The organism is Arthrobacter rhizosphaerae (assembly GCF_023062595.1).
Classification (GTDB): Bacteria; Actinomycetota; Actinomycetes; order Actinomycetales; family Micrococcaceae; genus Arthrobacter; species Arthrobacter rhizosphaerae.
The window spans coordinates 169,682-192,276 of sequence record NZ_JALLAN010000010.1; the positions used below are offsets into that span (position 1 = coordinate 169,682).

The window sequence follows — 22,595 nt, forward strand, 5'->3', positions numbered from 1 at the left end:
GTGGTCCGTCCGAGCCCTATCTCCGGTCAGGCAGATCTCCGACAAGGTCGTCTACACGCTCTGAACCGGGCAGCTTGAGCGATCACGTCTACAGCAGCACGCCGAAGCAGTGACTGTGCCCAGCCGCCGTTCGGACACACAGCTGAAGGCCACTTCCCCTAACTGGCCCGTCCGACTCTTCTCGGCGGCTTGAATGATGCGTCCGCTCCATGCGTTCCGGGCAGGGGAGGAGCCGTCGAGTAGTAGCTGTGGCCCGTAGGGGTAGTAAGTAGGAAGGTATGCCGGGGTCCCGGCCGCGGTCTCGCCTTCCAGCCCGATATTTCCTTGGTGTGATTGCACGCTTCGCAGAGTCCCGCCCCGTTCGCGGCGGCGGTCAGCCCATCGTGGTGCCAAGGCACGACGTGGTCATAGTGCCGGATAGGTGCGTCGCAATAGGGCGTGCGGCAGGTGTCGTCCCTGGCACTGATCAAACGGCGAAGCCCGCCGGGAACAGGCGCGCCCGGGAATCCATGGCCACAAGGTCCCCCGTTTCGGGAGCTGTGTAGAGCCGTCGAAGCCAAACGCTGAGGGCGCCCGTGCAGTGTCCGGAGCCTCCATCAGCGTCATTTTCTGTTCCTGAAGGGCTTTGCCCGTGCATGGCCATTCTGCGCGCCCAAACCGCCGGCACGATTCCGTAGCCTGCCAAGCGCATGGGTTCACTGTCACCCTGAAACAACGTTCTGTCGGTCATGACCAGTTGAATTTCGACGCCCGTGACGCCGCCAGGAGTGCCGGTGATACGTTCCACGAGGGCATCGGCCATTACCTGGCCGCGGGATCGTGTGTCCCCACCCGAGCGGAGGGCGTCGGCGTGGCGGGTAAGGGCTGCGTGCACTGCCACACCCTGCGCGACGGGCAAAAGGGCAGTGAGATAAGCCATAGTGTCCGGTGCCGGGCGCAGGCTGACAGCCCGCTCCGATGCTGCATGGCTGGCCCGCTGGCTGATCGAACGCGGATCACGGCGATAGGAAGCGGCCCGTGCCGCCGCTATAACTGCCTGGTCGCCCGCTCCAATGAATGTCCCGGTATCTGCGGAGAGTTCCTCATCCACTGCACATCGGTCTTCGGCGCTCAGACACGCCGTCTCCTTCACCAGCAAGGTGGCCCGCCATTCGTTCAGTTGGCCACTGTCCAGGGCGGCCAAAGTGTGCGGCATTTCCGTCACCAGTGCTTTGGCCAGACCCAGCAGGCGGCTACCACGGGCAGGGGATTCCCTCCGGGCGAGGGCAACTTGGGCGCTGACGCCTTGGCCTTGCTCGTCGGCCGGGAGCCCCTGTTCGGCCTGCTTCCAGCGTTCGAGGCCATCAAAGGCCACCGCAAGCCGCGCTTGCTCGCCACAGTTCGCCGACTTCAAGTCTTCAAGGCCGCGCATTTGATTGATCAAACCGGCGCTATCGGAGGACAGTCGAGTGGTTCTTGCGGCAGAAATCAAGCCACGCACGGCCGCATTCCAGGAAGCAACGCCGGATGGCCCTGCCATCCAACGGGGTTCTGTTTCCTGAGCGCCTTCCATAACCAAAGTCTTCCGTCGACCACTGACATTATCGGAGCAGTAATTGGGAAATCCTGCATGACTCCGTGCTCAAAGGTCAGTTACTTCTACTTCAGCCTGGTGACGACCGTCCTGCTGTTCCTACCGGCTGCGCTTGGCTGTCTGCTCTTGGCAGTCATCGCGTTATTCAAGCTCCCCGTGATGATCCTCGTCATGCTGTTCTTCGCAATGGTCTTTGGGCTTGTCGTTGTCCAGGGGTACTTCAATGTCACCCAGGAATGGCGGGGAAGGAAGGCCCGGAAGCTCAAAGGCTTACCGAAACCCTGGGTCACGGTCCACGATGACCACGCCTATGAATGGTTCCTGCAGCACCCCGCCAACATTCCAATGACCCTGGAAAACCTCCCGGACTCCGGAATTCTCCGCGAACAAGCTCAGCTGAATTCGGGGGGAGGCGATGCCTGAAGGTCGCCTTGAAGTCCTGTCTTACTGGAGCCCGCTCACCCCGGCTGTCACCAGGCTGATGCCCGCGGCGAGCAGGCCTGCCGTGAGGCTGGCAGCACCGAGCCACAACAAAGCGATGAGCCTGTTGGGGCGCTCCGGATCCTTTCCTGTCACGGACAGGAAGAAGCCAGCCGGCATCAGGATGGCCGCGAGAGGTACGCCGTTACGAGCGACTAGTTCCAGTGCCCCGATCGGCGCAACCTGATCCAGAACCAGCAGGATCAGAATGCTGAGTATCAGCAGCACGGCGGCGTGGGCGTGGCCTGCCCGGAAGAAGCCCTTCTGCAGGTCATTGGCCGGTACATGTTGGCGTACGACCTTGGTGAGGAAGTATCCGCCCGACTCGACGGTCACCAGGAACAGCAAAAGGATGCCAATGAGGAGGGCTGTTTGTGGTTGGATAGTCATAATATCCAGTATTGGATATCGGAACTATCCAAGCAAGGGGATTCCTGTGCGTATATCGGAAATAGTCGAACGTTCAGGCGTTCCGCTGGCAACCGTGAAGTACTACCTCCGCGAGGGGTTGCTACCTCCCGGGGAGTCGACGGGCGCGACCTCGGCCCGCTATGGGGAAGACCATGTGAGCCGGCTGGCCTTGATCCGTGCACTGACAGACGTCGCCGGGTTGAGCGTTTCGAAAACCAAGGTGGTGCTGGGCCTTGTCGACTCTCCGCCCGCGGATCTCTATACGACGCTTGGCCAAGCGGTTGGTGCGCTCCCGCCCTACATTGACGACGACGTTGAAGATCATCCAAGGGCCCGAACGGCGATCGAGACGCTGGGATGGATCTATGACCCGTCCTATCCAGCCGTGGCGCAGCTGGAGCGGGCACTTGCCGCCGCTGAGTCGGTGGGGATGCCAATGAGTGACCAACGGCTGCTCGGCTACGGCGAGCACGTGCGTGCCATAGCCCGGATCGACATCACTCAAGTCCCGTCCGGTGATGCTAAGGCCGCAATTCAATACGCCGTGCTGGGAACTGCACTCTACGAACCCATTCTTGCGGCGCTGCGGCGGCTGGCACACCAGGACGTCAGCAGCTCCGAACTCGGCGGACGCCCAGGTGGCATGTGAATACTCGGCTTTTTGTCAGTCCCTACCCATAAGCTTCGCAAATGCGCTCATCACAACTTCTCCATACACGAAGTTCTCGCCGACCATTCGGAGGGGACAACTGTCCCGAACCCGGGTTCCCGCCGTTGTGTTGACTGCGCGGGGGCTGATTTTGCGCCCCAAAGCACCGAGGAAGGACGCGTTCGCGCGGAGAGTTGCAGTCCTTCTCCTGTCAGTCGGGACGCTGCTACTGACGGGTTGCCAGACAGCTCCTGTACTGAACCGGACGGTGTATGTCACCCCTACTGCCACTCCGGCTGCCGAGGAAGACTCCGGGCACTCAGCAGGCGTGGATGTACCCTTCGGATCCGTCACGTTCGGAATCACGTGCGGCGCCGATTCCGTCGGTGACAGCACCCGAGGTACGGCGGCCCTGATGTGTACCTGGAGAACCGAGCACCGCTGACAGTCATCGGGGGATAGGCAATTGTTCCGCCTTTCCAGAAGAGGACACAGCCATCTGGGAGCGACGCCGACCCCGGCCGGCCTTTTCGCCTATTATTGTTAAGCGCATAGGCTGTAGCAAAAGGGGAGTGGTGACAGTGGCCAAGAGTCCGACTGTTTATGACGTCGCGGAGCGCGCAGGGGTTTCAATAGCAACAGTTTCGTTTGCTTTCTCGCAGCCTCACCGCGTCAAGGACTCAACGCGAGTCGCTGTGCTTGATGCTGCGCGTGCACTCGGGTACGTGCCCAGTGCCAGTGCCCGTGGTTTGGCCAGGGGCCGTACGGGTGCCCTTGGGCTCTTTGCGTTCGACTTCCTGAATCTTCTCCCCGATGCCGAGGGCATGAAGAAAGACCGTGCCGCCGCGGTCGTGGCTCCCAATGATGATTGCCGGCTGTTCCCGGTGTGGGTTGACGAGGTCCAGCGGGGTGTCCAGCTGGAGAGCTTTAGCCGCGGCTATGCACTGATGATCGGCGGGGGGGACAAAGCCAGCAGCGAAAGGGCCGTGACTGACATTGCCGGCCGAGTCGACGGGCTCATCATTTTTCCGCGGACAATTCCTGCAGAAGTAACGCGGCGCATCTCTGCCCGCATTCCCGTTCTTGAACTCTCTGAACCCTCCCATGATGACGGGCTTCATCACGTCACGGTGGACAACGCCTCGGGCATGCGCCAGCTCATGGAGCACCTTCTGGAAGTTCACGGATTTCGGAAGCTGATGTTTGTCAGCATCCCGAACGTCGAGACGGAAGCAAGATACGAGGCTTTCAGCGCCGTGCTGCAGGACCGCGGCTTAGAGGTTCCGCCTGTGGTGGAGAGCAGACCCGGCGCCAGCGGCGTGACCGCCGAGCTGGTCAGGAACCTCCTGGGCTCCGGCTCCCTTCCCGACTGTTTCGTCTGCGCCAATGATGACGAAGCGATGGCGGTGATGGAGACACTCAAGACAGCCGGAGTCTCAGTACCGGGACAAGTGGCTGTTACCGGGTTTGACGGCGTCGTCGCCGGCCGGCTTGTCAGCCCCCCACTGACCACAGTCCGCCAGCCGATGGAACTCATGGGGCGCACGGCCGTGGAAATCCTCGTCGACGCCATCTCACAGCCCCTTGCCCCTCTCGTCGAGAGGCAATTGCCGGTTCAGCTTGTAGTCCGCGAAAGCTGCGGCTGCACGAAAACGTAATCTCACCATTTCCGGAAAAACTGTTGTCAAAGTCACAGTAATGCGCTTAGATTGAGTCAGCACCCCGATCTAAGCGCATTGAGAACACCTTTTCTCGATATCTAAGCGCATATATCAGGTTTAGCTGATAAATCGGCGCTGCGAAGCGCTTGACCGAAGGGAACAAAGATGATCCAAACCACTGTGGACACACGTGTCCGCATCAGGAAAATCGCGGCGCTTGGCCTTGCTGCCGGGCTGCTGCTTACCGGTTGCGGCCGGGACAATGCACCCACGAACGCTTCGGAGACCGGCAAGGCTGTCGCGGGCGGCGCCGCTACCGGCACGATCAATGTGTGGGCCCAGGGCGGAGAAGCGACGATACTTCCCGAGCTTATGAAGGGATTCGAGGCCGAGAACCCAGGGGTGAAGGTCAACGTCACGGCCATCCCCTGGGATGCAGCACACAACAAGTACCAGACGGCCATCGCAGGCGGTACCACCCCGGACCTTGCCCAGATGGGCACCACCTGGATGACTGACTTCAACGATGCCTTCGATCCGAAACCGGCCGAGATTGATACGGCCGGGTTCTTCGCCAGCTCGGTTAAAACAACCGAGGTCAACGGGGCCGCTCTGGGCGTGCCGTGGTACGTCGACACGCGGGTCGTCTTCTACCGCAAGGACCTGGCCGCCAAGGCAGGTTACCCGGAATTCCCGACCACTTGGGAGGGCCTGACCTCGATGTCGAAGGCCTTGAAGTCGCAGGACGGCGTGAAGTACCCACTCCAGCTGCCGGTGTCCGGTGCCGATTCCTTCATGAACATCCTTCCGTTCCTTTGGTCCAACGGCGCACAGTTCATCAGCGAGGACAACTCGAAGTGGACGTTCGACACCCCTGAGGTCGTGGAGGCGCTGAAGTACTACCAGGGCTTCTTCACCGAGGAACTGGCCAACAAGAACCCCGCAACAGGGGCAGGCTCCGGCGAAGCGGCCTTTGTCAACGGCGAGGCCCCGGTGCTGATCGCAGGACCTGGCCTTCTCGGGCAGCTCAACAAGGCAGGCGGTCCCGGTTTCGAGGACCAGTACATGGTGGCGCCGTTCCCCAAGAAGGTCAGCGGAACGTCCTTCATCGGCGGGTCCGACCTGGTGGTCTTCAAGGACGCCAAGAACCGGGATGGGGCCTGGAAGCTCGCACAGTGGCTGTCCAAGCCGGAAGTCCAGATCAAGTGGTACAAGGCATCAGGAAGCCTCCCCGCGCTGCAGAGTGCGTGGAAAGACCCCAGCCTGGCCGATGACAAGAAGCTCGCGGTCTTCGGTGAGCAGCTGAAGGACACCAACTTCCCGCCCACCATCTCCACCTGGACCGAGGTCGCCGCAGCAGCAGACACGCAGCTTGAGCAGATCGTCAAGGCAGGCAAGGACCCCGCGGCGGCAATGAAAGAGCTGCAGGCCACTGCCGACTCCATCGGTACCGGGAAGTAACCATGGCCACCGCAACGGCCACGGGGCAGACCGGCAGGACTCCGTCCGCCGGCCTGCCCCGGACGCCGGAATACCGCAGTCCTGCCTCGAGGCGCCGACGGAAGACACTGGTCGCCTGGATGTTCGCTTTACCGTTCGTCCTCATTTTCGGGCTCTTCATGCTGATGCCTTTGCTGTCATCTTTCGTGATGTCCTTTACGGACTTCACGAGCAAGGACGTCCGGAACCCGTTCGCTGTGGGCTTCGTCGGTCTGGACCAGTTCGTGGAGCTCTTTGGCAACGAGCAGTTCCTTCACTCAATGGCCAACACGGGCTACTTTGTGATCGCCGGCATCCCGTTGACCATGGCGGCGGGACTGGCCTTGGCGGTGGCGTTGAACAACGGGATCACACGGTTCCGGAGCGCCTTCCGGGTGGGCTTCTACACACCGGTGGTGACCAGCATCGTGGCCATCGCGGTCGTGTGGCGGTTCATCCTGCAGCCGGACGGGCTGCTGAACCTTGTCCTGGGCTGGGTGGGTATCGCGGGGCCGGATTGGCTGAACAGTACCGAATGGTCCATGCCTGCGATGATCCTGATGGCTGTCTGGCGGAACATGGGCACCTTGATGATCATCTTCCTGGCCGGGCTGCAGAACGTCCCCACCGAGGTTCTGGAAGCTGCAGAGGTGGATGGCGCCAATGCCTGGCAGCGGTTCTTCACGGTCACGCTCCCGATCCTTCGTCCTACCCTGCTGCTGGGCGCGGTCCTGCTTTCGGTCGGGTTCCTGCAGTTCTTTGAGGAGCCGTTCGTGATGACCAGGGGCGGTCCGCTGGATTCCACGCTCTCGGTGAGTTACTTCACCTTCAACCAGTTCGGGTTCGGTAAGTACGGTTTGGCTTCGGCTGCCAGCTACGTGCTGTTCATAGCCATCGCCCTGCTGAGCCTGTTCCAGTTCCGTACCCTCCGCTCCAAAGACTGAAGCGAGTACACGATGACCGATACAAAAACTGCCCCTGCGTCACCGGCTCGCCCGGCGGCCCGGCGGGCGGTCACAGTCCGCAAGCAGCGTTCCGCCGTCGGAAAACAGGCCTGGGTTTACGGGGGCCTGATACTGGCCGGAGCCGCGACGATACTGCCCTTTGTGTGGATGCTGCTGGGATCCTTCAAGACCCAGGGAGAGCTCCTGCGCAGGCCTGTCACCTGGTGGCCGCAGGATCCCACCCTGGATAACTACGTGCGCTGGTTCAGTGATCTGCACATAGATCTCTTCTTTATGAACAGCCTCATTGTTGCTGTCGTGACGGTGCTGGGGAACCTGCTGTTCTGTTCAATGGTGGGCTATGCCCTGGCCAAGATGGACTTCGCAGGGAAGAAGGTCCTGTTCCTGCTGGTGATGGTGACCCTCATGGTTCCGGGCGTTGTGACATTCGTTCCGTTGTTTGTCATGGTCAGCAAGCTGGGCCTGGTCAACACCTACCCGGCGCTGATCCTGCCGTTCCTGGTCTCACCACTGGGCGTCTTTCTGATGCGGCAGTTCATGATGGGGATACCGGACTCCCTGATCGAGGCCGCCAGGATCGACGGAGCCGGCGAGTTGCGGACCTTCACCGGGATCGTTATGCCATTGTGCGGGCCGCCGCTGGCAACACTGGGGATCCTCACGTTCCTGGGATCGTGGAACAACTTCCTCTGGCCGCTTGTAGCGGCCCAAAGCGAAGACAAATACACGTTGCCCGTCGCGTTGTCGCTGTTCTCCACCGGTCAGAGCGCAACAGACTACGGGCTGCTGCTGGCAGGCTCGGTGCTTGTCATCGCCCCCATCGTGGCCCTGTTCATCTGCCTGCAGCGATTCTTCATCCAGGGAGTCGCATCGACCGGCATCAAGTAAGCCCTTGGGTTCCTGCCCGCCGCGGCTACCCAGCGCACCAGTTCGGCGGGCTTGGGGTTGGATGAATAATCCAGCAGGATCATCCATCCAACCCCAAGACCGGGGCTGACGCGTTCCAGTGCGAAATTGTGAGACCGCTGCGTGGAGGCCTTTGCACCCCTTCCTTTCGCCGTTGCTCCAACGGGAAAGAGCCTCTTCATCCAAGGGCCCGCCCCAAGGGAACTCGGTGGTACCCGACCGTTTTTCCCGTCACAGCCCACCTCCAAGGAAAACGAATGTCATATTCAATTCAGCTGTTCACCCTCCGCAACGCCATTCAGGACGACCTTCCGGGCACCATCCGCAAGGTCGCCGAGATCGGCTTCACCCAGGTTGAGCCCTACGACTTTGTGGCCACAGCCAAGGAGCTTGGCGCCGCACTTGCGGAGAACGGGTTATCGGCACCTTCCGGCCACGCACCGCTGCTGAGCCAGGATCAGGATGAAATCTTTGCGGCTGCCAAGGAATTGGGCATCAGTACCGTGATCGACCCCTTCCTGCCGGCCGAGCACTGGCAAAAAGCCGAAGACATCCGGGCCACGGCCGAAAAGCTCAATGCCGCAGCGAAGAAAGGCGCCGCATACGGCATCCGCGTGGGGTACCACAACCACCAGTGGGAGCTGGAGTCGGTGATCGAGGGCCAAACCGCCCTCGAATACTTCACCGGGCTGCTGGACCCGGAGGTTGTCCTTGAGGTGGACACCTACTGGGCGGCAGTCGGGGGCCAGGACCCCGAAGCCCTCCTCCGGCGCCTCGGTGACCGGGTGAAGTTCATCCACATCAAGGACGGGCCAATAAACACCGATACCAAAGCCCAGCAACCCGCAGGCCAGGGCCGTATCGCCGTCCTGGACGTCATCGCGGCGGCCGGGTCCCTCGAGGTGGGGGTCGTTGAATTTGACGACTACGCAGGGGACATCTTCGATGGCATCACGCAAAGCCTCCGCTACCTCGAGAATGCCGCAGCGGACGCATCAGTGAACGCAGGAGAGCCGGCATGAACGGCGTCGGCACCGGCAGCGGGCCAGTCGGCGTCGCCGTTATTGGCGCGGGAAACATCAGCAAGCAATACCTGGACAACCTGACCGTCTTCCCCGACATAAAGGTCCATGTCATCGCGGACCTTTTCGAGGACGCCGCGCAAGCACGGGCGAAGGAGTACGGCATCCCGGAGTGGGGTGGGGTTGAGGCCGCGCTGAACCATCCCGACGTCGAAATAATTGTGAATCTGACCATCCCGGCAGCGCATGTGGAAGTGGCAACCGCCGCGGCCCAGGCGGGGAAGCACGTCTGGACTGAGAAGCCGTTTTCGCTGGACCGGGAGTCGGGGCTTGGCTTGCTGAAGGCTGCCGACGCCGCAGGCCTCCGGCTCGGCTGCGCCCCGGACACATTCCTCGGGGCGGGGCTGCAGACCGCGCGGCGGATCATTGAGCGGGGGGACATCGGCACACCGCTTACGGCCATGACCACGTTCCAGACGCCCGGCCCGGAATCCTGGCACCCCAACCCCGGCTTCCTGTTCCAGTATGGTGCAGGCCCACTGTTCGACATGGGCCCGTACTACCTCACGGCCCTCGTCCAGACCTTCGGATCAGTCCGACGTGTGGCAGCCCTCGGGTCCAAAGCCAAGGAAGTACGTGTGATCAGCTCCGGCCCGAAAGCAGGCGAGGAGTTCACTGTCGCAGTCCCCACCCATGTCTCCGCCATGGCCCAGTTCGACGGCGGTGCGTCCTCCCACAGTATCTTCAGCTTCGAATCCCCTCGCGAACGAATGGGATTCGTGGAGATCACAGGAACGGACGCCACCATTTCCCTTCCTGATCCCAACGAATTCGACGGCGCTGTCCGGATCTGGAGGGCAGGGGACCAGGACTGGACCACCATCCCCGCCACCGGACCTGCAGATGGCCGCGGTTTGGGAGTACTGGACATGGCCCGCTCAATCAGGGCAGGCGTTCCACACCGGGCCACCGGCAACCTCGCCTACCACGTCCTCGACACCATGGTCTCGATCTCCGAATCCATCGAATCCGGAGCCTTCATAGACGTTGAAAGCTCCGCCCCGGCCTCCCCTGCACTGCCAGAGGACTGGGAACCGGCAGCCCAAACACTCTAGGGAACCCCGCCATGTCAGCAGAACAGAACCGCGAGCAGGAACAGGCCCGCCCCCGGGCGTGGCCATTATCGGTTGCCCCTTTATGGGCAAGGCCCATTCGAAGGCCTGACGGAACGTTGCCAGCTTCTTCGACGTCCCCGCCTGCGAGCGGAAGATCCTGGTGGGCCGCGACGCCGCCAACGTCGCCGGGCGAAGCGCCACACTGCCATGACTGACTCCAAGTCCAACCCCATATGAAAGAGGCCCCGAGCAACATGACAGCCGTTTCTTCCCCAGTGTCCGAAGCCTTCCGGCCGGCAATCCACTATGCCTGCAAGAACACCTGGCTTAACGATCCCAACGGGTTGATCTTCCACGACGGCACCTACCACCTGTACTACCAGAACAACCCGTTCGGGAACATCTGGGGCAACATGTCCTGGGGCCATGCCACCTCAACCGACCTCCTCAACTGGATCGAACAACCAGTCGCCATCGCATGCGATGAATCCGAAGACATCTTCTCCGGCAGCATTGTCTGGGACCAGTACAACACCAGCGGCTTCGGCGGCCAGCACACTGCCCCCCTCGTGGCCATCTACACCAGCTTGTTCAAGAAAGACTCCCCTCACTACGGCCGCCAGGCCCAGTCCCTTGCCTGGAGCACGGACGGCGGCTACAGCTGGACCAAATACCACGAAAACCCGGTCCTGGACCGCAAATCCGCAAACTTCCGGGACCCGAAGGTGTTCCGCTATAGCGGCCCGCGTGGCAGCTACTGGGTCATGGTCGCCGTCGAGGCCCACGACCACACGGTGGTCCTCTACCGTTCCGATGACCTGAAAACGTGGGAATATCTGAGCAGTTTCGGCCCGGCCAACGCCACCGGCGGCGTGTGGGAGTGCCCGGACCTGTTCCCCCTTCCCCTGGACGGAAATGAGGACAACATCAAATGGGTCCTCACCGTCAACCTCCATCCCGGCGGGCCCAACGGAGGCTCAGCCGGACAGTACTTCGTCGGCCACTTTGACGGCGTGACGTTCACCGCGGCATCCACAGTCACCGACGGACTGCAGGATCCGGCACGAATGGACGAGTATCTTTGGCTCGACTGGGGCAGGGACTACTACGCAGCCGTGTCCTTCAACAACGTCCCGGACGGGCGCCGGCTCATGATCGGGTGGATGAACAACTGGCAGTACGGCAACGAAATTCCAACGTCGCCGTGGCGGAGCCCGATGTCACTTGTGCGCGAAGTCTCGCTCGTAAGCTCCAACGGACAACCCCGTCTCAGCCAGCGTCCAGTGTGGGAAGACCCGGGGTCGGACACCGGCACAGTGTCTTATACAGGGCTCGACGTCGACGGCTTCCACCCGGTTGAGGGCGGCGCCGCAGTGCAGCTCATCGAGGCCACGTTTGTGCCCGGCTCAGCGGAAGAGTTCGGCCTGGTGATCCGCGGCAACGGGGCTGAAGGGACAAAGATCGGCATCCGCCCCGCCGACGGCCGACTCGCAGTAGACAGGACAATGTCGGGCAACACGGACTTCCACGAGACCTTCCCATCCATCGACTCCGCGCCTCTCCAAGCCCCAGGAGGAACCTATGATCTGCGGATTTTTGTCGACCACTGCTCAGTAGAGATTTTCGCCCAGAACGGACAGGTCACCATGACAGAACTGATCTTCCCGGACCCGGAAAGCATCAGTGTATCGGTGTACGCCTCCGAAGGGACTGCGACAGTTTCCTCACTGAAGCTCACCACGCTGCCCTGACAAAGGCCGCCGCATGCAGACAGATGATGCCTCCTGGGCCGAATCCTTCGTATCCGGCGCCTTCATAGAAGTTGAAGGCCCCGGCCATGCCTCCGCTGTACTCCCAGAGGACTGGGAACGTCACCCCAAACACTTTAGGAGAGTTGCCAATGTCAACAGAACAGAACCGCGAGCAGGCACAGGCTCGCCCCCTCGGCGTGGCCATGATTGGCTATGCCTTCATGGGCAAGGCTCACTCGAATGCCTGGCGGAACGTCGCCAGCTTCTTCGACGTCCCCGACTGCGAGCAGAAGGTCCTGGTAGGCCGGGACGCCGGCGCCGTGGCAGAGGCAGCAGGGAAGTATGGCTGGGCTGAATCGGCCACGGACTGGCGTTCTGTGATTGAGCGGGACGACATCGACATTGTCGATATCTGCGCGCCGGGCTGGATGCAGACGGAACCGAGCCGTCGCCGTCGTTCGAGGAAGGCCTGAATGTCCAGCACATCCTGGCCGCCATCGAAGAGTCAGCCAATAACAAAAGCACGCTCACCGTGGTGAACAAGACAGCCTTTAGCTCTGAAGGAGCTGATATGCCCCGCCCTTACACGCTGTTTACCGGCCAGTGGGCTGACCTTCCGTTTGAGGAGGTCGCGCGTCTGGCGTCCGGCTGGGGCTATGACGGCCTGGAAATCGCCGTTTCGGGGGACCATCTGGATGCTTGGCGCTGGGATGAGCCCGGCTACGTCGAGTCCAGGCTCGCGGTCCTGGAGAAGTACAACCTGAAGGTCTGGGCCATCTCCAACCACCTCAAGGGCCAGGCCGTGTGTGATGACCCCATCGACTTCCGCCACGAGGCCATCGTCGGATCCAGGGTCTGGGGAGACGGGGAACCCGAGGGCGTCCGCCAACGCGCCGCCGAGGAAATGAAACACACCGCACGGCTCGCCCGGGCCCTCGGTGTCAACACCGTCGTCGGGTTTACCGGGTCCTCCATCTGGCAGTACGTGGCAATGTTCCCGCCGGTCCCGGATAAGGTGATCGAGGCCGGGTACCAGGACTTCGCCGACCGCTGGAACCCCATCCTCGATGTCTTTGACGAGTGCGGCGTCCGGTTCGCCCACGAAGTCCACCCCTCCGAAATCGCCTACGATTACTGGACCACCGTCAGGACCCTCGAGGCCATCGGGCACCGCGAAGCCTTTGGCCTGAACTGGGACCCGTCCCACTTCATGTGGCAGGGCATCGATCCCGTCTCCTTCATCTGGGACTTCAAGGACCGGATCTACCACGTGGACTGCAAGGACACCAAGCTCCGGTTCACCGGCCGGAACACCGTCATGGGCTCCCACTTGCCCTGGGGCGACCCCCGCCGCGGCTGGGACTTCGTCTCTGCAGGCCGGGGCGACGTCCCCTGGGAATCCTCCTTCCGCGCCCTCACCGCGATCGGCTACAACGGGCCCATCTCCATCGAATGGGAGGACGCCGGCATGGACCGCCTCCACGGCGCCCCCGAAGCCCTCGCCGCCCTCAAGAAGTTCGACTTCCCCGCGTCGAGCACCTCCTTCGACGCCGCCTTCAGCACCAAGGACTAGCAAGTGGAAGGTGGATGAGGTGGACGAAGGTCAGGGCGTTGCGTTGATCCCGCCGGCTGCTAGACAAGCGCGCGCGCACCACCCTCGGCCCAGCATTGAAGATGTGGCGGCTGCTGCGGGTGTTTCCACGGCCACCGTCTCCCGTGCAATCAGAGGACTTCCCCGCGTTGCTCAACCCACACGAATGAGAATTCTAGAAATCGCCCAAGCCCTGGGCTACGCTGCATCAGCCTCCGCGGCAGGGCTGGCCACCGGCAGGACTCGAAGCGTTGGCGTTGTGACTCCTTCGCTCCGCCAGCCTGCCTACAGCGCTGCTGTTGAAGGAGCCGAGCGGGCACTCCGCGGCCGCGATTACTCTCTGGTTCTGCTCCATCTCCCGCATCGGTCTGCCAGCCCACAGCTTTCTACGGACCTGAACATGCTCCGCCGACGCGTGGACGCGCTTCTGGTTCTGGGAGCTGACACTCTAGGGAAGGATCAGATCAAGCAACTGCAGCGAAGCGGGATGCAGCACATTGTGATTGGTCTGCACGGAGAGCACGTCGATGGTGAGGCAGAGGCGGCAACCACGGCAATTCGCCATCTAGTTCAGCTCGGGCACACGGATCTGGCCTTTTTCCTTGGCGAACCAGGGGCCCCGTCCTGGGCGAATCCGCAGGCAAGGGGATTGGAACACTGCACGAGCGCTTTGAAAACTGAGGGCATAAAGCTAAAGGAAATCAGGATTGAAATTGGAGCCGGGGCAATCCGCAACAGCCGGAGGGCGTTCAGCCGTCTTTGGGCAGGTCCCGGGTCAAAGCCGACCGCCATCGTCTGCGCATCCGACGAGATGGCTCTGGGCGTGTTGTTGGAAGCCGCGCGGGAGGGCCTGAGTATTCCTGAGGATCTGTCGATCGTGGGAATGGACGGCCAGGACCTTGGCGAATCACTGGAATTGACCGCGGTCATACAAAATTCAGCCCTGAGGGCGGCACGGGGAGCACAAAGTCTCCTGGCTGCCTTGGAAGGCGAGCGCAGCGTCACTTACTCGGCCGCCTGGTCTCCAGAACTCATGATCAGGCAGTCAACAGCAAGGCGTGCAAGGAATCACAGTGCCGCCGGCATGGTTGAGACCGAACCCGGCCGGCAGCCCCGCGATTATGGGTGACTTCAAGATCCCGCCTTCAAGCTATTCCGACAGTTCCCTGGTGTAGTCATGGATGGTTTTAGAGGAACTTCACCCCTTGGGCGAGCGGCAGTTCGCCCGAGAAGTTGATGGTGTTGGTGGCCTGGCGCATGTACACCTTCCAGGAATCGGAGCCGGACTCGCGTCCGCCTCCGGTTTCCTTTTCACCACCGAAGGCGCCCCCAATTTCGGCCCCGGACGTTCCAATGTTGACGTTAGCGATCCCGCAGTCGGATCCGCTGGCTGACAGGAACCGTTCGGCTTCGGACTGGTCCTGCGTGAAGATTGCCGAGGACAAGCCCTGGGGAACATCGTTGTGGATCCCGATGGCCTCATCCAGGGAGTCGTATGTCATGACGTACAGAATGGGAGCGAAGGTTTCGTCGTGCACGACGGCGGTCTGGCCAGGCATGCGTACGACAGCCGGTTCCACGTAGAAGGCCTCGGGCTGGTCTTCAGCCAGAACGCGGTTGCCGCCGTAAACCACCTCGCCGCCTTCGGCCACGGCCCGGGCGAGGGCGTCCTGCTGGGCCTCGAAGCTGCTGGCGTTGATGAGCGGTCCCACCAGGGTTTCTTCCAAGGTGGGGCTGCCAATGTTCAGAGTGCGGTATGCATCCACGATCCGGCTAACAAGCGTGTCGGCGATGGAGGAGTGGACAATGAGCCGGCGCAGCGAGGTGCAGCGCTGGCCCGCAGTCCCGGCGGCGGAGAAGACAATGCCGCGCAAGGCAAGGTCCAAGTCCGCGGACGGGGCCACGATCGCCCCGTTGTTGCCGCCGAGTTCCAGCAGGGCCCGGCCGAAGCGTCCGGCGATGATCGGCGCGATCTCCTTGCCCATGCGCACGGAACCGGTGGCTGAGACGAGGGCGATGCGAGGGTCTTCAACCAGCTTCTGTCCGCCCACCCGGTCAGTCAGGATCAGCTGGTGGATGCCTTCCGGAGCTCCGACATCCTTGACAGCCCTTGCCAGAAGGGTGTCGACGGCGAGGGCGGAGAGGCGTGTCGCGTCTGCGGGCTTCCACACAACCGTGTCTCCCGCCACCAGAGCCAGCGCGGTGTTCCAGGCGTACACGGCAACGGGGAAGTTGAAGGCTGAGATGATGCCGACGACGCCGAGCGGGTGCCAGGTTTCGGCCAGTCGGTGGCCCGGCCGCTCAGAGGGCATGGTCTTGCCATACAGCTGACGGGACTGCCCGACAGCAAGATCAGCGATGTCGATCATTTCCTGGACTTCGCCGAGGGCCTCGGAACGGATCTTCCCCACCTCGGCGGTGATGAGGGCAGCGACATCTTCCTTGTGCTCGGTCAGCAGCTGACCCCAGCGCTTAATAAGCGCCCCGCGGACGGGTGCCGGGACATTGCGCCACGTCTTGAAGGCCTCGGACGCCTGGGCGATGGCCCCTTCGATTTCCTCATCGTTGTGGACTTTGGTGTGCAGGAGGACTTCCCCGGTGATGGGGGAGCGCGTTTCGTGAGTCCCGACGAGCGCGACCGGATCGACTCCGATTGCCTGGAGGCCCTTGCGGACCTCTTCGGTGACTTCGGCCGTCGCCGGGATGGAGGAGGTAAGGGTGGTCATGGTTGCCTTCTTTCAGTGCCAGGGGTGGGTTAGGCGGGGAGGCCGGTAATGGTGACGCCGAGTCTGCGCTCGACCTCTTTGATGGACGCCGTTTGTTGCCCGGCATAGAGGGAATTGGGGTCAAAGATTCTGCTGCCCAGGACCTCTGACAGACGGTCGATGTCGTAGGGGGTGCCCAGTTGCTCGTCGTCGCGTGAGCCGTCGTCAATGAGGTTTGACTGGAAGATCCCGGCTGCTGAGCGGGGCAGGAAGTCTTCGTAGACGATGGGCTCGGGGATCAGGACGCCGGCCTCCACGAGCTCACGCAGGGAAGCGGGCCGCTGTGTGAGGGTGCGCTTGGGATCAGCCACACGGTAGGTGAAATACCCCAGGCCCTGAAGAGCGAGCTCCTCGTCGCTGTCCGGGAGGTTCTTGCGCCAAATCTGCTCGGCTATCTGTACACGGGTTGCTCCCGGCGGGGCTTCGGCGAGACGGTTGTCGACGTCGGCCACCATCCGGTCATAGAGGTCCCTGCCGTGCGGGGTCAAAGCGATGCCTCGCTGCTCCACCTCGCCGAAGCGCACGCGGAGCGAACCGGGGCGGACACCGCCGTCAGGATGCCGGAAGTTCCGATCCTCGGCGAGGGCGCGGAAGGATGTCTGGCGAAGCAGGACATCGGGTCCTTCCCAGTTCGGTGGGCCCTGAATCTCATCGATCATGGCGATTCCGCGGGCTTCCATCCGGGCGTAAAGGTCATCAATGTCCAGGACACGCGGGGTGAGGTGATTGATGTGGGTGGAGGGCACGCCGCCGATGTCCGCGGCCACTGCGGAGATGCGTTCGAGTCTGAAGTACCAGTCATGGTCGACAGGTTCCTGGGACAGTTCGAAAGCCGCCGTCGCAAGGTCCAGAAGGCGGGCGGCCTCTTCCGCAGCCAATTCCTTCTCTGCGCTCGCCGTGTCCGCCAGCTCAAGAAGGTCCTCGCTGAACAGCGTGCGGGCGCCGATGAAGGACTCAAGTAGTTTCTCGGTTTCCTCATCGAAGAACCGCCGGTCGTCGTGGGTGAGCATGGAGGTGAACACCCGGAACGGGTTCCTGGACAGCTCGCCGGCGTCGACAGGACGGAAGGCCGTGGAGACGACAGGAACTGAACTTTTGGAGGCGTCCCGCAAGTCATAGAAGCCCACCGGATACATCCCGAAGGCTGCGAAGAGCCGGGCCGCCTGGGCGAGTTCCCTCGCTGATCCGACGCGGATGGCGCCATGGCGTTCTGCTGTGACGCGTTGGATGCTCCCCAGTCGTTGGGCATCTTCTCCGTTCTTGCTGATGAAGTCATCGTTGACCTCCCGGGATACATCGACGAGGGTGTTGTAGGCCGGAACTTCGTCGCCGTATAGCGTGGCCAGACGAAGGGCGAATTCGGCCCTGAGTTCCCACAGCTGCAGTTTGGTTGCAGTTGGCATGGGCTCTTGTCCTTTCTGATGCTGTGCTTGGGGGGTCCGTTGAGCGGCTCAAATGATGTGTACTTCCCTGACCCGGGTGAGCTCACCTGCAAACCTTGCGGCGCTGAAATGTGTCGGGTCCATAAACGACTGTCTCCCCAGATACATGTCCCGGATGAGTTCGCCAACCGCCGGCCCCTGCAGGAAACCGTGGCCTGAGAATCCGGTGGCGTACATGAAGCCGTGCACTGTGTCCGAGCTGCCGATCATCGCGTTGTGGTCCGGGGTGTTTTCGTACAGCCCTGCCCAGCCGACTTCCAGTTCCCGGTTTGCCAGGGACGGCGCCACAACTTCCGCGGCGGCGTTGAAGGCCGGCAGCCACTGGTAGTCGAACTCCCGGCAGAAACCCGGTTCCTGGTCCTGGTTCGAAATCCCTAAGAGCATTCCGTTCAGGTAGTTGTGGAAATAGAGCGTGGTCGAGAGGTCCAGTGTGAACGGAACGGAGGGGAATGGCTTGGCCCCCTGCGGTGTCATTCCGATTTGGCGCCGGACCGGCTCAATTGGCAAATGAACGCCGGCCATCGCTCCCAGCCTGGTTGACCAGGCACCGGCTGCGCAGATGACTGTGGAAGTCCGGATCGAGCCCCGATTGGTATAGAGGGCCCTTATCTCACCACCTGAGGCGTCGATGTCCAGAACCTCCGTATCCTGACAGATGGTCACTCCCAGTTGCTGAGCGGCTTCCGCATAGGCACGGACCACTTTGGAAGGCTGAGCGAATCCATCACGGGGGGAGTAGGAAGCGGCGATCAGTGCCAGTGGATCAATGAAGGGATTGATTTGATGAGCCTGGTAAGGGGAGACCATCCGACTCGAGCCGCCAAGACGATTTTGGATATGCGTGCTGTTGGCCACCTGCAGAAGCTCAGCTTCATTCCGGCAGAGGAAGAGGTAACCCACCTGACGGAGGCCGATGTCGGTCTTGAACTTCTCGCCGAACCGTTCATAGGCCTCAAGGCTGCGTTGGCCAAGTTTGATGTTGCCTGGATCAGAGAACGTTGCCCGCACGCCGCCAAGTGGCTTGGCGGAAGATCCCGATCCAAGTGCGTGACGCTCGACCAGGACAATGTTGTTCACTCCAGCCTCTGCCAAATGGAAGGCAATGCTGGTTCCCATGATTCCGCCACCGAGAATGACCACATTGCCTGCTGCAGGTAGTGCGCACTCGGGAGATCTGACGAGGGGGACAACATTGTCCACGTGCTTTGTGTGCATACTGATCCCTCCGCGAGCCCTGCTTACAGCTTCGCTGTGGAGACCATTTAGGTCAATCGATATATTTTCAACGCTTTATATAGAATTGCTATATGAAGTGGACGTTCGAGCAGCTGAAGACTTTCAAAGTGGTGGCGGAGTTGGGGACCATGACTTCAGCGGCCGAAGCATTGGGATTCACTCCCGGGGCTGTGTCCCAGCAGATGGCGGCACTTCAAGCCGGGCTCCCGCGGCCGATCTTTGCCCGCGATGGCCGGAGGGTCACCCTTACTGATGCAGGGGTGACTCTGCTTCGGCACGCCCGCATCCTTCTTGAGGACGAGCGAAAGGCTGAAGTTGCTCTCAGCGGACCCCAGTCCGAGCAGAGAACCGTGGTTTCGGTCGGAGTCTTTGGATCCGCAGCTGTGTCCGCCATAGGCCCTGCGATTGCGGATCTGCGTACAACGTCCCCGAACGTCGTCATCCAAGCCACGGAAGTCGACGTCGAAATAATGCCGCAGGCGATTCTCGACAACCAGATCGACATAGCCTTAGGCCTGAGCTATCAGAACGCGCCGCAACCACCTCTCCGCGGCGTGATGGTGGAAGTACTCCATCACGAACCGTTTTTGATGGTGCTTCCTCCCGAGGCAAGGGACATTGCCGATGACCCTGGCGCGCTGATTGAATATGCCAACGCCACAGACTGGGTGCTCCCGCCGGTCGAGACATATTTCGGCAGGGCATGCCGCTTCGCCTGCGCTGAAGCCGGCATAGAGCCAAAAGTGCAACATACGGTGACGGATACCGCCGTCTCGATCGCACTCGCCGAATCCGGCGTGGGTATTACCCTGGCCACGCCGCTCATGATGGGGCTGCGTCCCACAGACAGCCCCGTCGCGACGCTTCCCGGGAATTCACGCCGCAGCATCGTAGCCATTGCCCGCTCGGCGGCGCTGCAAAAGGAAAGCGTCAGTGCCGTTAGGGATGCCCTGACGCACGCCTTCTCCTCTTGAGGCAGCTGCACCATCCCCTTGCCGGAGGAAGCACTTCGGAGAAGGATATGCGGCAACACCAGGAGGTTTCCTTATGACTCAGCTTGGCAAGTTTGAAAAGTACCTCATCGAGGAATTCTTCGATGACTACCGCGCAGGTGAGATGACGCAGCACACGTTCACCCGGCGCGTTCATCACCGGCAGCATGGCTGCAGCATCGGCGGCAATGCTGCTGGTCGGCTGCACACCGGATGAAGTCCCGCGCAGCACCGACCCCATGCCGACGCCCGAAACCACCTCCTCCAACCCGCGGACAGGTAGTGCAGTTACCGGGGCCGTGCCGGGAGCGAAAAGCCCGCTGTCCGTCCCGGAGGGATCCCCGGGCCTGATCACGACGACGGTACAGTTCCCTTCCAGCGGTACCGATGTCAGAGGCTACCTTGCCCATGCTGAGGCGGGGACCGCCGGACCGGCTGTGTTGATCTGTCACGAGAACCGCGGGCTTACCCCACATATCCAGGATGTGGCCCGCCGGTTCGCCAAGGCCGGATACGCTGCTCTGGCACTGGACCTACTCAGCAGGGAGGGAGGTACTGCCAGCCTCGACCAGGACGCAGTCTCGGGAGCGCTGACCCGCGCCGGCACGCAACGCCACGTCTCCGATTTCTCAGCAGCGTTCGACTACCTGCGCTCGCAGGACTTCGTTGACCCTGAGAGGATCGCGATGACCGGCTTCTGCTTTGGTGGAGGCATCACGTGGCAGGCCGCAACGGAGTTGTCTGGATTGAAGGCAACGTCGGCGTTTTACGGACCTGCTCCCGATTTGGAGAAGGTTCGGGACATCAAGCCGGCGGTCTTTGGCGTCTACGCCGAACGCGATAGGCGGATCACCGGAGCGATGCCAGCCCTTCGGGATGCCCTGGCTGCAACTGACGTCCGGCACGAGCTCAAGGTCTATCCGGGCGTCGATCATGCGTTTCACAATGACACGTCCGACCGTTACAACGAGGAGCAGGCAACTGCTGCATGGAACGACACTCTGGCTTGGTTCGGCAGGTACGTCTAAGGCACTTGGCCAACCATCAGTTAGGCCAACCACAGGGGTGTTGAGTTTTGATCGACCGGCTGTCAAAGTAAGGGCCATGATCGCATATTGGACAGTTACCGTTCCTTATTCCGATGCAACGGGGGCACCTCACACCCGGGATCAGGCGATCATTAAAGCCCGTCAGGAACTGCAAGCCGGCTTGGCCAGTAAGGGCATATCGGTGACCCTGGAGGACGTCGCGAATAACGCACTTGTCACTGACTCCTGGAATACCTCAGGCGGGGACGGGCGAGCTGACGCCAGCGAAGCCCACGTGCACCTGTCCTGGCCGGCGAATTTCTAACTTCCTCTTCCCAGCCATAGTCGCCAGTGGGTGGGCTGCGCGTATCGTTGTTCGTTGATGCCCCTTGGGATGACAGGTACTGCAATGGAAGATTCTTTATTCGTTGATCATGTGGCGGATCGCATCGCCGACCTTCCCGGGGTACTTGCGGTATCCCTCGGGGGATCCCGGGCCACTGGCACACACCGTCCTGACAGCGACTGGGACTTCGCACTGTACTATCGGCAACGTTTCGATCCTGACGACCTGAGGGAACTCGGCTGGCAAGGTACGGTGTCTGAAGTTGGCGGCTGGGGTGGGGTGTTCAACGGCGGGGCATGGCTGGACATCAATGGTCGACGGGTTGACGTCCACTATCGCAACCTAGACGTCGTTGAGCATGAGTTGGCCGAGGCGCAGCGAGGCCGGTTCCACATTGAGCCGCTCCTCTTCCATCTGGCGGGAATCCCCAGCTATCTGGTCGTAGCCGAACTCGCTATCAACCGCACCCTTCGGGGCGATATGCCGCACCCGGACTATCCGCAGCTCCTCCGGGAGACGGCACCTCCAATTTGGATGGACCGCGCCCACATGACACTCGAGTACGCGCGAAACGCCTACGCCGGCAGCGGGCGGCTCACGGAGCTCGCCGGCGCCTTGGCCATATCCGGCGCGATGACCGCACACGCCGTGCTGGCTGCTCGTGGCGAATGGGTCACCAATGAGAAGCGGCTGTTGGACCGTGCCGGGTTGCGCGACATGGACGAGCTCATCATGGGGCTGCAGGCCGAGCCATCCGTTCTTGAAGAAATGATCGATGATGCCACGCAGCGCTTCAACGATGCTCTAGCCCAAGCGATGCCCAAGTCCACTGCGCGAGGAGAGCACCAGTAGTCGGTTCAGGCTGCGGTGGGTTCTGTACGCCGGGCGCGTTTGAGTGCCTTGGCGCGGTGGAGGAGCGCGCGTCGGTGGTGGGCAGTGGAGTGTAGCGAATGGGATATCGCCATGCCGACTGGTGCTGTGCCGGGGAGGGGTGGGGCGGTGGAGTGGTAGGTGTGGCCGGTGGGGGTGTGGAGTTCGGTGGTGTGTCGTGGGCCTGGGTGGGTTTGGGTGGTCCAGCCGGGGGTTTCTTTGGTGTGGTTGCAGGCTTCGCAGAGGCCTTGGCCGTTGGTTGTGGTGGTGGTGCCGTTGTGGTGCCAGGGGGTGATGTGGTCCAGGTGGCGGA

The 22,595-nt window shown here is 61.8% G+C and carries 22 protein-coding genes and 3 pseudogenes; 18 read left to right on the forward strand and 7 right to left on the reverse strand.

Annotation, left to right across the window (positions count from 1 at the left end; genetic code table 11):
* Positions 1 to 158 precede the first annotated feature (158 nt).
* A pseudogene (locus MU551_RS14840) lies at positions 159 to 1,519 on the reverse strand (HNH endonuclease).
* 90 nt (positions 1,520 to 1,609) lie between these two features.
* On the opposite strand from MU551_RS14840, the gene MU551_RS14845 reads away from it, so the two are divergent.
* Entirely contained in the window at positions 1,610 to 1,996 is a 387-nt protein-coding gene (locus tag MU551_RS14845; RefSeq protein WP_247045873.1) for a hypothetical protein, read from the forward strand.
* Between the two features lie 21 nt (positions 1,997 to 2,017).
* Here the strand turns inward: MU551_RS14845 and MU551_RS14850 are convergent, their stop codons facing one another.
* Positions 2,018 to 2,443, reverse strand: a complete 426-nt coding sequence (locus MU551_RS14850) for a hypothetical protein (RefSeq protein WP_247045875.1) — start codon at positions 2,441 to 2,443, stop codon at positions 2,018 to 2,020.
* Positions 2,444 to 2,489: 46 nt separating this feature from the next.
* Between MU551_RS14850 and MU551_RS14855 the strand changes: the two genes are divergently transcribed.
* The 9 genes and pseudogenes from MU551_RS14855 (at position 2,490) to MU551_RS14890 (ending at position 12,012) form a co-directional block, all read left to right on the forward strand.
* Positions 2,490 to 3,113: a MerR family transcriptional regulator gene (locus tag MU551_RS14855; protein ID WP_247045877.1), complete on the forward strand. Its 624-nt coding sequence runs from the start codon at positions 2,490 to 2,492 to the stop codon at positions 3,111 to 3,113.
* 581 nt (positions 3,114 to 3,694) lie between these two features.
* On the forward strand, positions 3,695 to 4,771 hold the full coding sequence (locus MU551_RS14860) for a LacI family DNA-binding transcriptional regulator (protein WP_247045878.1): 1,077 nt from the start codon (positions 3,695 to 3,697) through the stop codon (positions 4,769 to 4,771).
* A gap of 168 nt (positions 4,772 to 4,939) precedes the next feature.
* Positions 4,940 to 6,235 (forward strand): sugar ABC transporter substrate-binding protein, encoded by a 1,296-nt coding sequence (locus MU551_RS14865; RefSeq protein ID WP_247045881.1) that lies wholly within the window; start codon positions 4,940 to 4,942, stop codon positions 6,233 to 6,235.
* A 2-nt stretch (positions 6,236 to 6,237) separates the two neighbouring features.
* Positions 6,238 to 7,197 (forward strand): carbohydrate ABC transporter permease, encoded by a 960-nt coding sequence (locus MU551_RS14870; protein WP_372489867.1) that lies wholly within the window; start codon positions 6,238 to 6,240, stop codon positions 7,195 to 7,197.
* 12 nt (positions 7,198 to 7,209) lie between these two features.
* Entirely contained in the window at positions 7,210 to 8,106 is an 897-nt protein-coding gene (locus tag MU551_RS14875; protein ID WP_247045883.1) for a carbohydrate ABC transporter permease, read from the forward strand.
* Between the two features lie 275 nt (positions 8,107 to 8,381).
* Positions 8,382 to 9,146: a sugar phosphate isomerase/epimerase family protein gene (locus MU551_RS14880; RefSeq protein WP_247045886.1), complete on the forward strand. Its 765-nt coding sequence runs from the start codon at positions 8,382 to 8,384 to the stop codon at positions 9,144 to 9,146.
* A complete protein-coding gene (locus MU551_RS14885) occupies positions 9,143 to 10,261 on the forward strand; it encodes a Gfo/Idh/MocA family protein (RefSeq protein WP_247045888.1) in 1,119 nt (372 codons plus the stop codon). Before MU551_RS14880 ends, MU551_RS14885 begins: the two co-directional genes overlap by 4 nt.
* Positions 10,218 to 10,460, forward strand: a pseudogene (locus MU551_RS23635) (hypothetical protein); the annotation flags it as partial. The gene MU551_RS14885 and the pseudogene MU551_RS23635, both read left to right, overlap by 44 nt.
* Before the next feature lie 55 nt (positions 10,461 to 10,515).
* Positions 10,516 to 12,012: a glycoside hydrolase family 32 protein gene (locus tag MU551_RS14890; protein ID WP_247045891.1), complete on the forward strand. Its 1,497-nt coding sequence runs from the start codon at positions 10,516 to 10,518 to the stop codon at positions 12,010 to 12,012.
* On the opposite strand, the gene MU551_RS14895 is transcribed toward MU551_RS14890, so the two are convergent.
* Positions 11,996 to 12,136 (reverse strand): hypothetical protein, encoded by a 141-nt coding sequence (locus tag MU551_RS14895; RefSeq protein ID WP_247045893.1) that lies wholly within the window; start codon positions 12,134 to 12,136, stop codon positions 11,996 to 11,998. The two genes, MU551_RS14890 and MU551_RS14895, sit on opposite strands and share 17 nt — an antisense overlap.
* A 25-nt stretch (positions 12,137 to 12,161) precedes the next feature.
* On the opposite strand from MU551_RS14895, the pseudogene MU551_RS14900 reads away from it, so the two are divergent.
* The 3 genes and pseudogenes from MU551_RS14900 to MU551_RS14910 form a co-directional block, all read left to right on the forward strand.
* Positions 12,162 to 12,452: pseudogene (locus tag MU551_RS14900) on the forward strand (Gfo/Idh/MocA family oxidoreductase); the annotation flags it as partial.
* Positions 12,453 to 12,583: 131 nt separating this feature from the next.
* Positions 12,584 to 13,585: a sugar phosphate isomerase/epimerase family protein gene (locus tag MU551_RS14905; protein WP_247045895.1), complete on the forward strand. Its 1,002-nt coding sequence runs from the start codon at positions 12,584 to 12,586 to the stop codon at positions 13,583 to 13,585.
* 103 nt (positions 13,586 to 13,688) lie between these two features.
* Entirely contained in the window at positions 13,689 to 14,732 is a 1,044-nt protein-coding gene (locus MU551_RS14910; protein WP_308198310.1) for a LacI family DNA-binding transcriptional regulator, read from the forward strand.
* 58 nt (positions 14,733 to 14,790) lie between these two features.
* On the opposite strand, the gene amaB is transcribed toward MU551_RS14910, so the two are convergent.
* The 3 genes from amaB to MU551_RS14925 are packed head-to-tail and all read right to left on the reverse strand — an operon-like array spanning position 14,791 to position 19,025.
* Positions 14,791 to 16,329 (reverse strand): L-piperidine-6-carboxylate dehydrogenase, encoded by a 1,539-nt coding sequence (amaB, locus tag MU551_RS14915; RefSeq protein WP_247045899.1) that lies wholly within the window; start codon positions 16,327 to 16,329, stop codon positions 14,791 to 14,793.
* Positions 16,330 to 16,358: 29 nt separating this feature from the next.
* Entirely contained in the window at positions 16,359 to 17,771 is a 1,413-nt protein-coding gene (hglS, locus tag MU551_RS14920) for a 2-oxoadipate dioxygenase/decarboxylase (protein ID WP_247045901.1), read from the reverse strand.
* Positions 17,772 to 17,819: 48 nt separating this feature from the next.
* Complete coding sequence (locus tag MU551_RS14925; protein WP_247045903.1) at positions 17,820 to 19,025, reverse strand: NAD(P)/FAD-dependent oxidoreductase; 1,206 nt, start codon at positions 19,023 to 19,025, stop codon at positions 17,820 to 17,822.
* 92 nt (positions 19,026 to 19,117) lie between these two features.
* Between MU551_RS14925 and MU551_RS14930 the strand changes: the two genes are divergently transcribed.
* From MU551_RS14930 to MU551_RS14950, 5 genes are all read left to right on the forward strand, one after another.
* On the forward strand, positions 19,118 to 20,020 hold the full coding sequence (locus MU551_RS14930) for a LysR family transcriptional regulator (protein ID WP_247045905.1): 903 nt from the start codon (positions 19,118 to 19,120) through the stop codon (positions 20,018 to 20,020).
* A gap of 73 nt (positions 20,021 to 20,093) precedes the next feature.
* Positions 20,094 to 20,255, forward strand: coding sequence for a hypothetical protein (locus MU551_RS14935; RefSeq protein ID WP_247045907.1), 162 nt, complete (start codon positions 20,094 to 20,096; stop codon positions 20,253 to 20,255).
* Positions 20,206 to 21,066 carry a dienelactone hydrolase family protein gene (locus MU551_RS14940; protein ID WP_247045910.1) on the forward strand — a complete coding sequence of 287 codons (861 nt, stop codon included), beginning with the start codon at positions 20,206 to 20,208 and terminating at the stop codon, positions 21,064 to 21,066. The genes MU551_RS14935 and MU551_RS14940 overlap by 50 nt, the downstream gene beginning before the upstream one ends.
* 76 nt (positions 21,067 to 21,142) lie before the next feature.
* Entirely contained in the window at positions 21,143 to 21,391 is a 249-nt protein-coding gene (locus tag MU551_RS14945; protein ID WP_247045912.1) for a hypothetical protein, read from the forward strand.
* 84 nt (positions 21,392 to 21,475) lie between these two features.
* Positions 21,476 to 22,264: a nucleotidyltransferase domain-containing protein gene (locus MU551_RS14950; protein ID WP_247045914.1), complete on the forward strand. Its 789-nt coding sequence runs from the start codon at positions 21,476 to 21,478 to the stop codon at positions 22,262 to 22,264.
* A gap of 5 nt (positions 22,265 to 22,269) precedes the next feature.
* Here the strand turns inward: MU551_RS14950 and MU551_RS14955 are convergent.
* Positions 22,270 to 22,595, reverse strand: a 326-nt coding sequence (locus MU551_RS14955; protein ID WP_372489868.1) for an HNH endonuclease, incomplete at its 5' end; no start/stop codon positions are given.

Excerpts from the sequence above, each read along its gene's own strand:
- MU551_RS14905 (WP_247045895.1), top strand. The coding sequence starts at position 12,584 with ATGCCCCGCCCTTACACGCTGTTTACCGGCCAGTGGGCTGACCTTCCG.
- MU551_RS14885 (WP_247045888.1), top strand. The coding sequence starts at position 9,143 with ATGAACGGCGTCGGCACCGGCAGCGGGCCAGTCGGCGTCGCCGTTATT.
- MU551_RS14850 (WP_247045875.1), bottom strand. The coding sequence starts at position 2,443 with ATGACTATCCAACCACAAACAGCCCTCCTCATTGGCATCCTTTTGCTG.
- MU551_RS14930 (WP_247045905.1), top strand. The coding sequence starts at position 19,118 with ATGAAGTGGACGTTCGAGCAGCTGAAGACTTTCAAAGTGGTGGCGGAG.
- MU551_RS14880 (WP_247045886.1), top strand. The coding sequence starts at position 8,382 with ATGTCATATTCAATTCAGCTGTTCACCCTCCGCAACGCCATTCAGGAC.
- MU551_RS14950 (WP_247045914.1), top strand. The coding sequence starts at position 21,476 with ATGGAAGATTCTTTATTCGTTGATCATGTGGCGGATCGCATCGCCGAC.
- MU551_RS14875 (WP_247045883.1), top strand. The coding sequence starts at position 7,210 with ATGACCGATACAAAAACTGCCCCTGCGTCACCGGCTCGCCCGGCGGCC.
- MU551_RS14865 (WP_247045881.1), top strand. The coding sequence starts at position 4,940 with ATGATCCAAACCACTGTGGACACACGTGTCCGCATCAGGAAAATCGCG.
- MU551_RS14870 (WP_372489867.1), top strand. The coding sequence starts at position 6,238 with ATGGCCACCGCAACGGCCACGGGGCAGACCGGCAGGACTCCGTCCGCC.
- amaB (WP_247045899.1), bottom strand. The coding sequence starts at position 16,329 with ATGACCACCCTTACCTCCTCCATCCCGGCGACGGCCGAAGTCACCGAA.
- hglS (WP_247045901.1), bottom strand. The coding sequence starts at position 17,771 with ATGCCAACTGCAACCAAACTGCAGCTGTGGGAACTCAGGGCCGAATTC.
- MU551_RS14845 (WP_247045873.1), top strand. The coding sequence starts at position 1,610 with ATGACTCCGTGCTCAAAGGTCAGTTACTTCTACTTCAGCCTGGTGACG.
- MU551_RS14925 (WP_247045903.1), bottom strand. The coding sequence starts at position 19,025 with ATGCACACAAAGCACGTGGACAATGTTGTCCCCCTCGTCAGATCTCCC.
- MU551_RS14945 (WP_247045912.1), top strand. The coding sequence starts at position 21,143 with ATGATCGCATATTGGACAGTTACCGTTCCTTATTCCGATGCAACGGGG.
- MU551_RS14940 (WP_247045910.1), top strand. The coding sequence starts at position 20,206 with ATGGCTGCAGCATCGGCGGCAATGCTGCTGGTCGGCTGCACACCGGAT.
- MU551_RS14890 (WP_247045891.1), top strand. The coding sequence starts at position 10,516 with ATGACAGCCGTTTCTTCCCCAGTGTCCGAAGCCTTCCGGCCGGCAATC.
- MU551_RS14935 (WP_247045907.1), top strand. The coding sequence starts at position 20,094 with ATGACTCAGCTTGGCAAGTTTGAAAAGTACCTCATCGAGGAATTCTTC.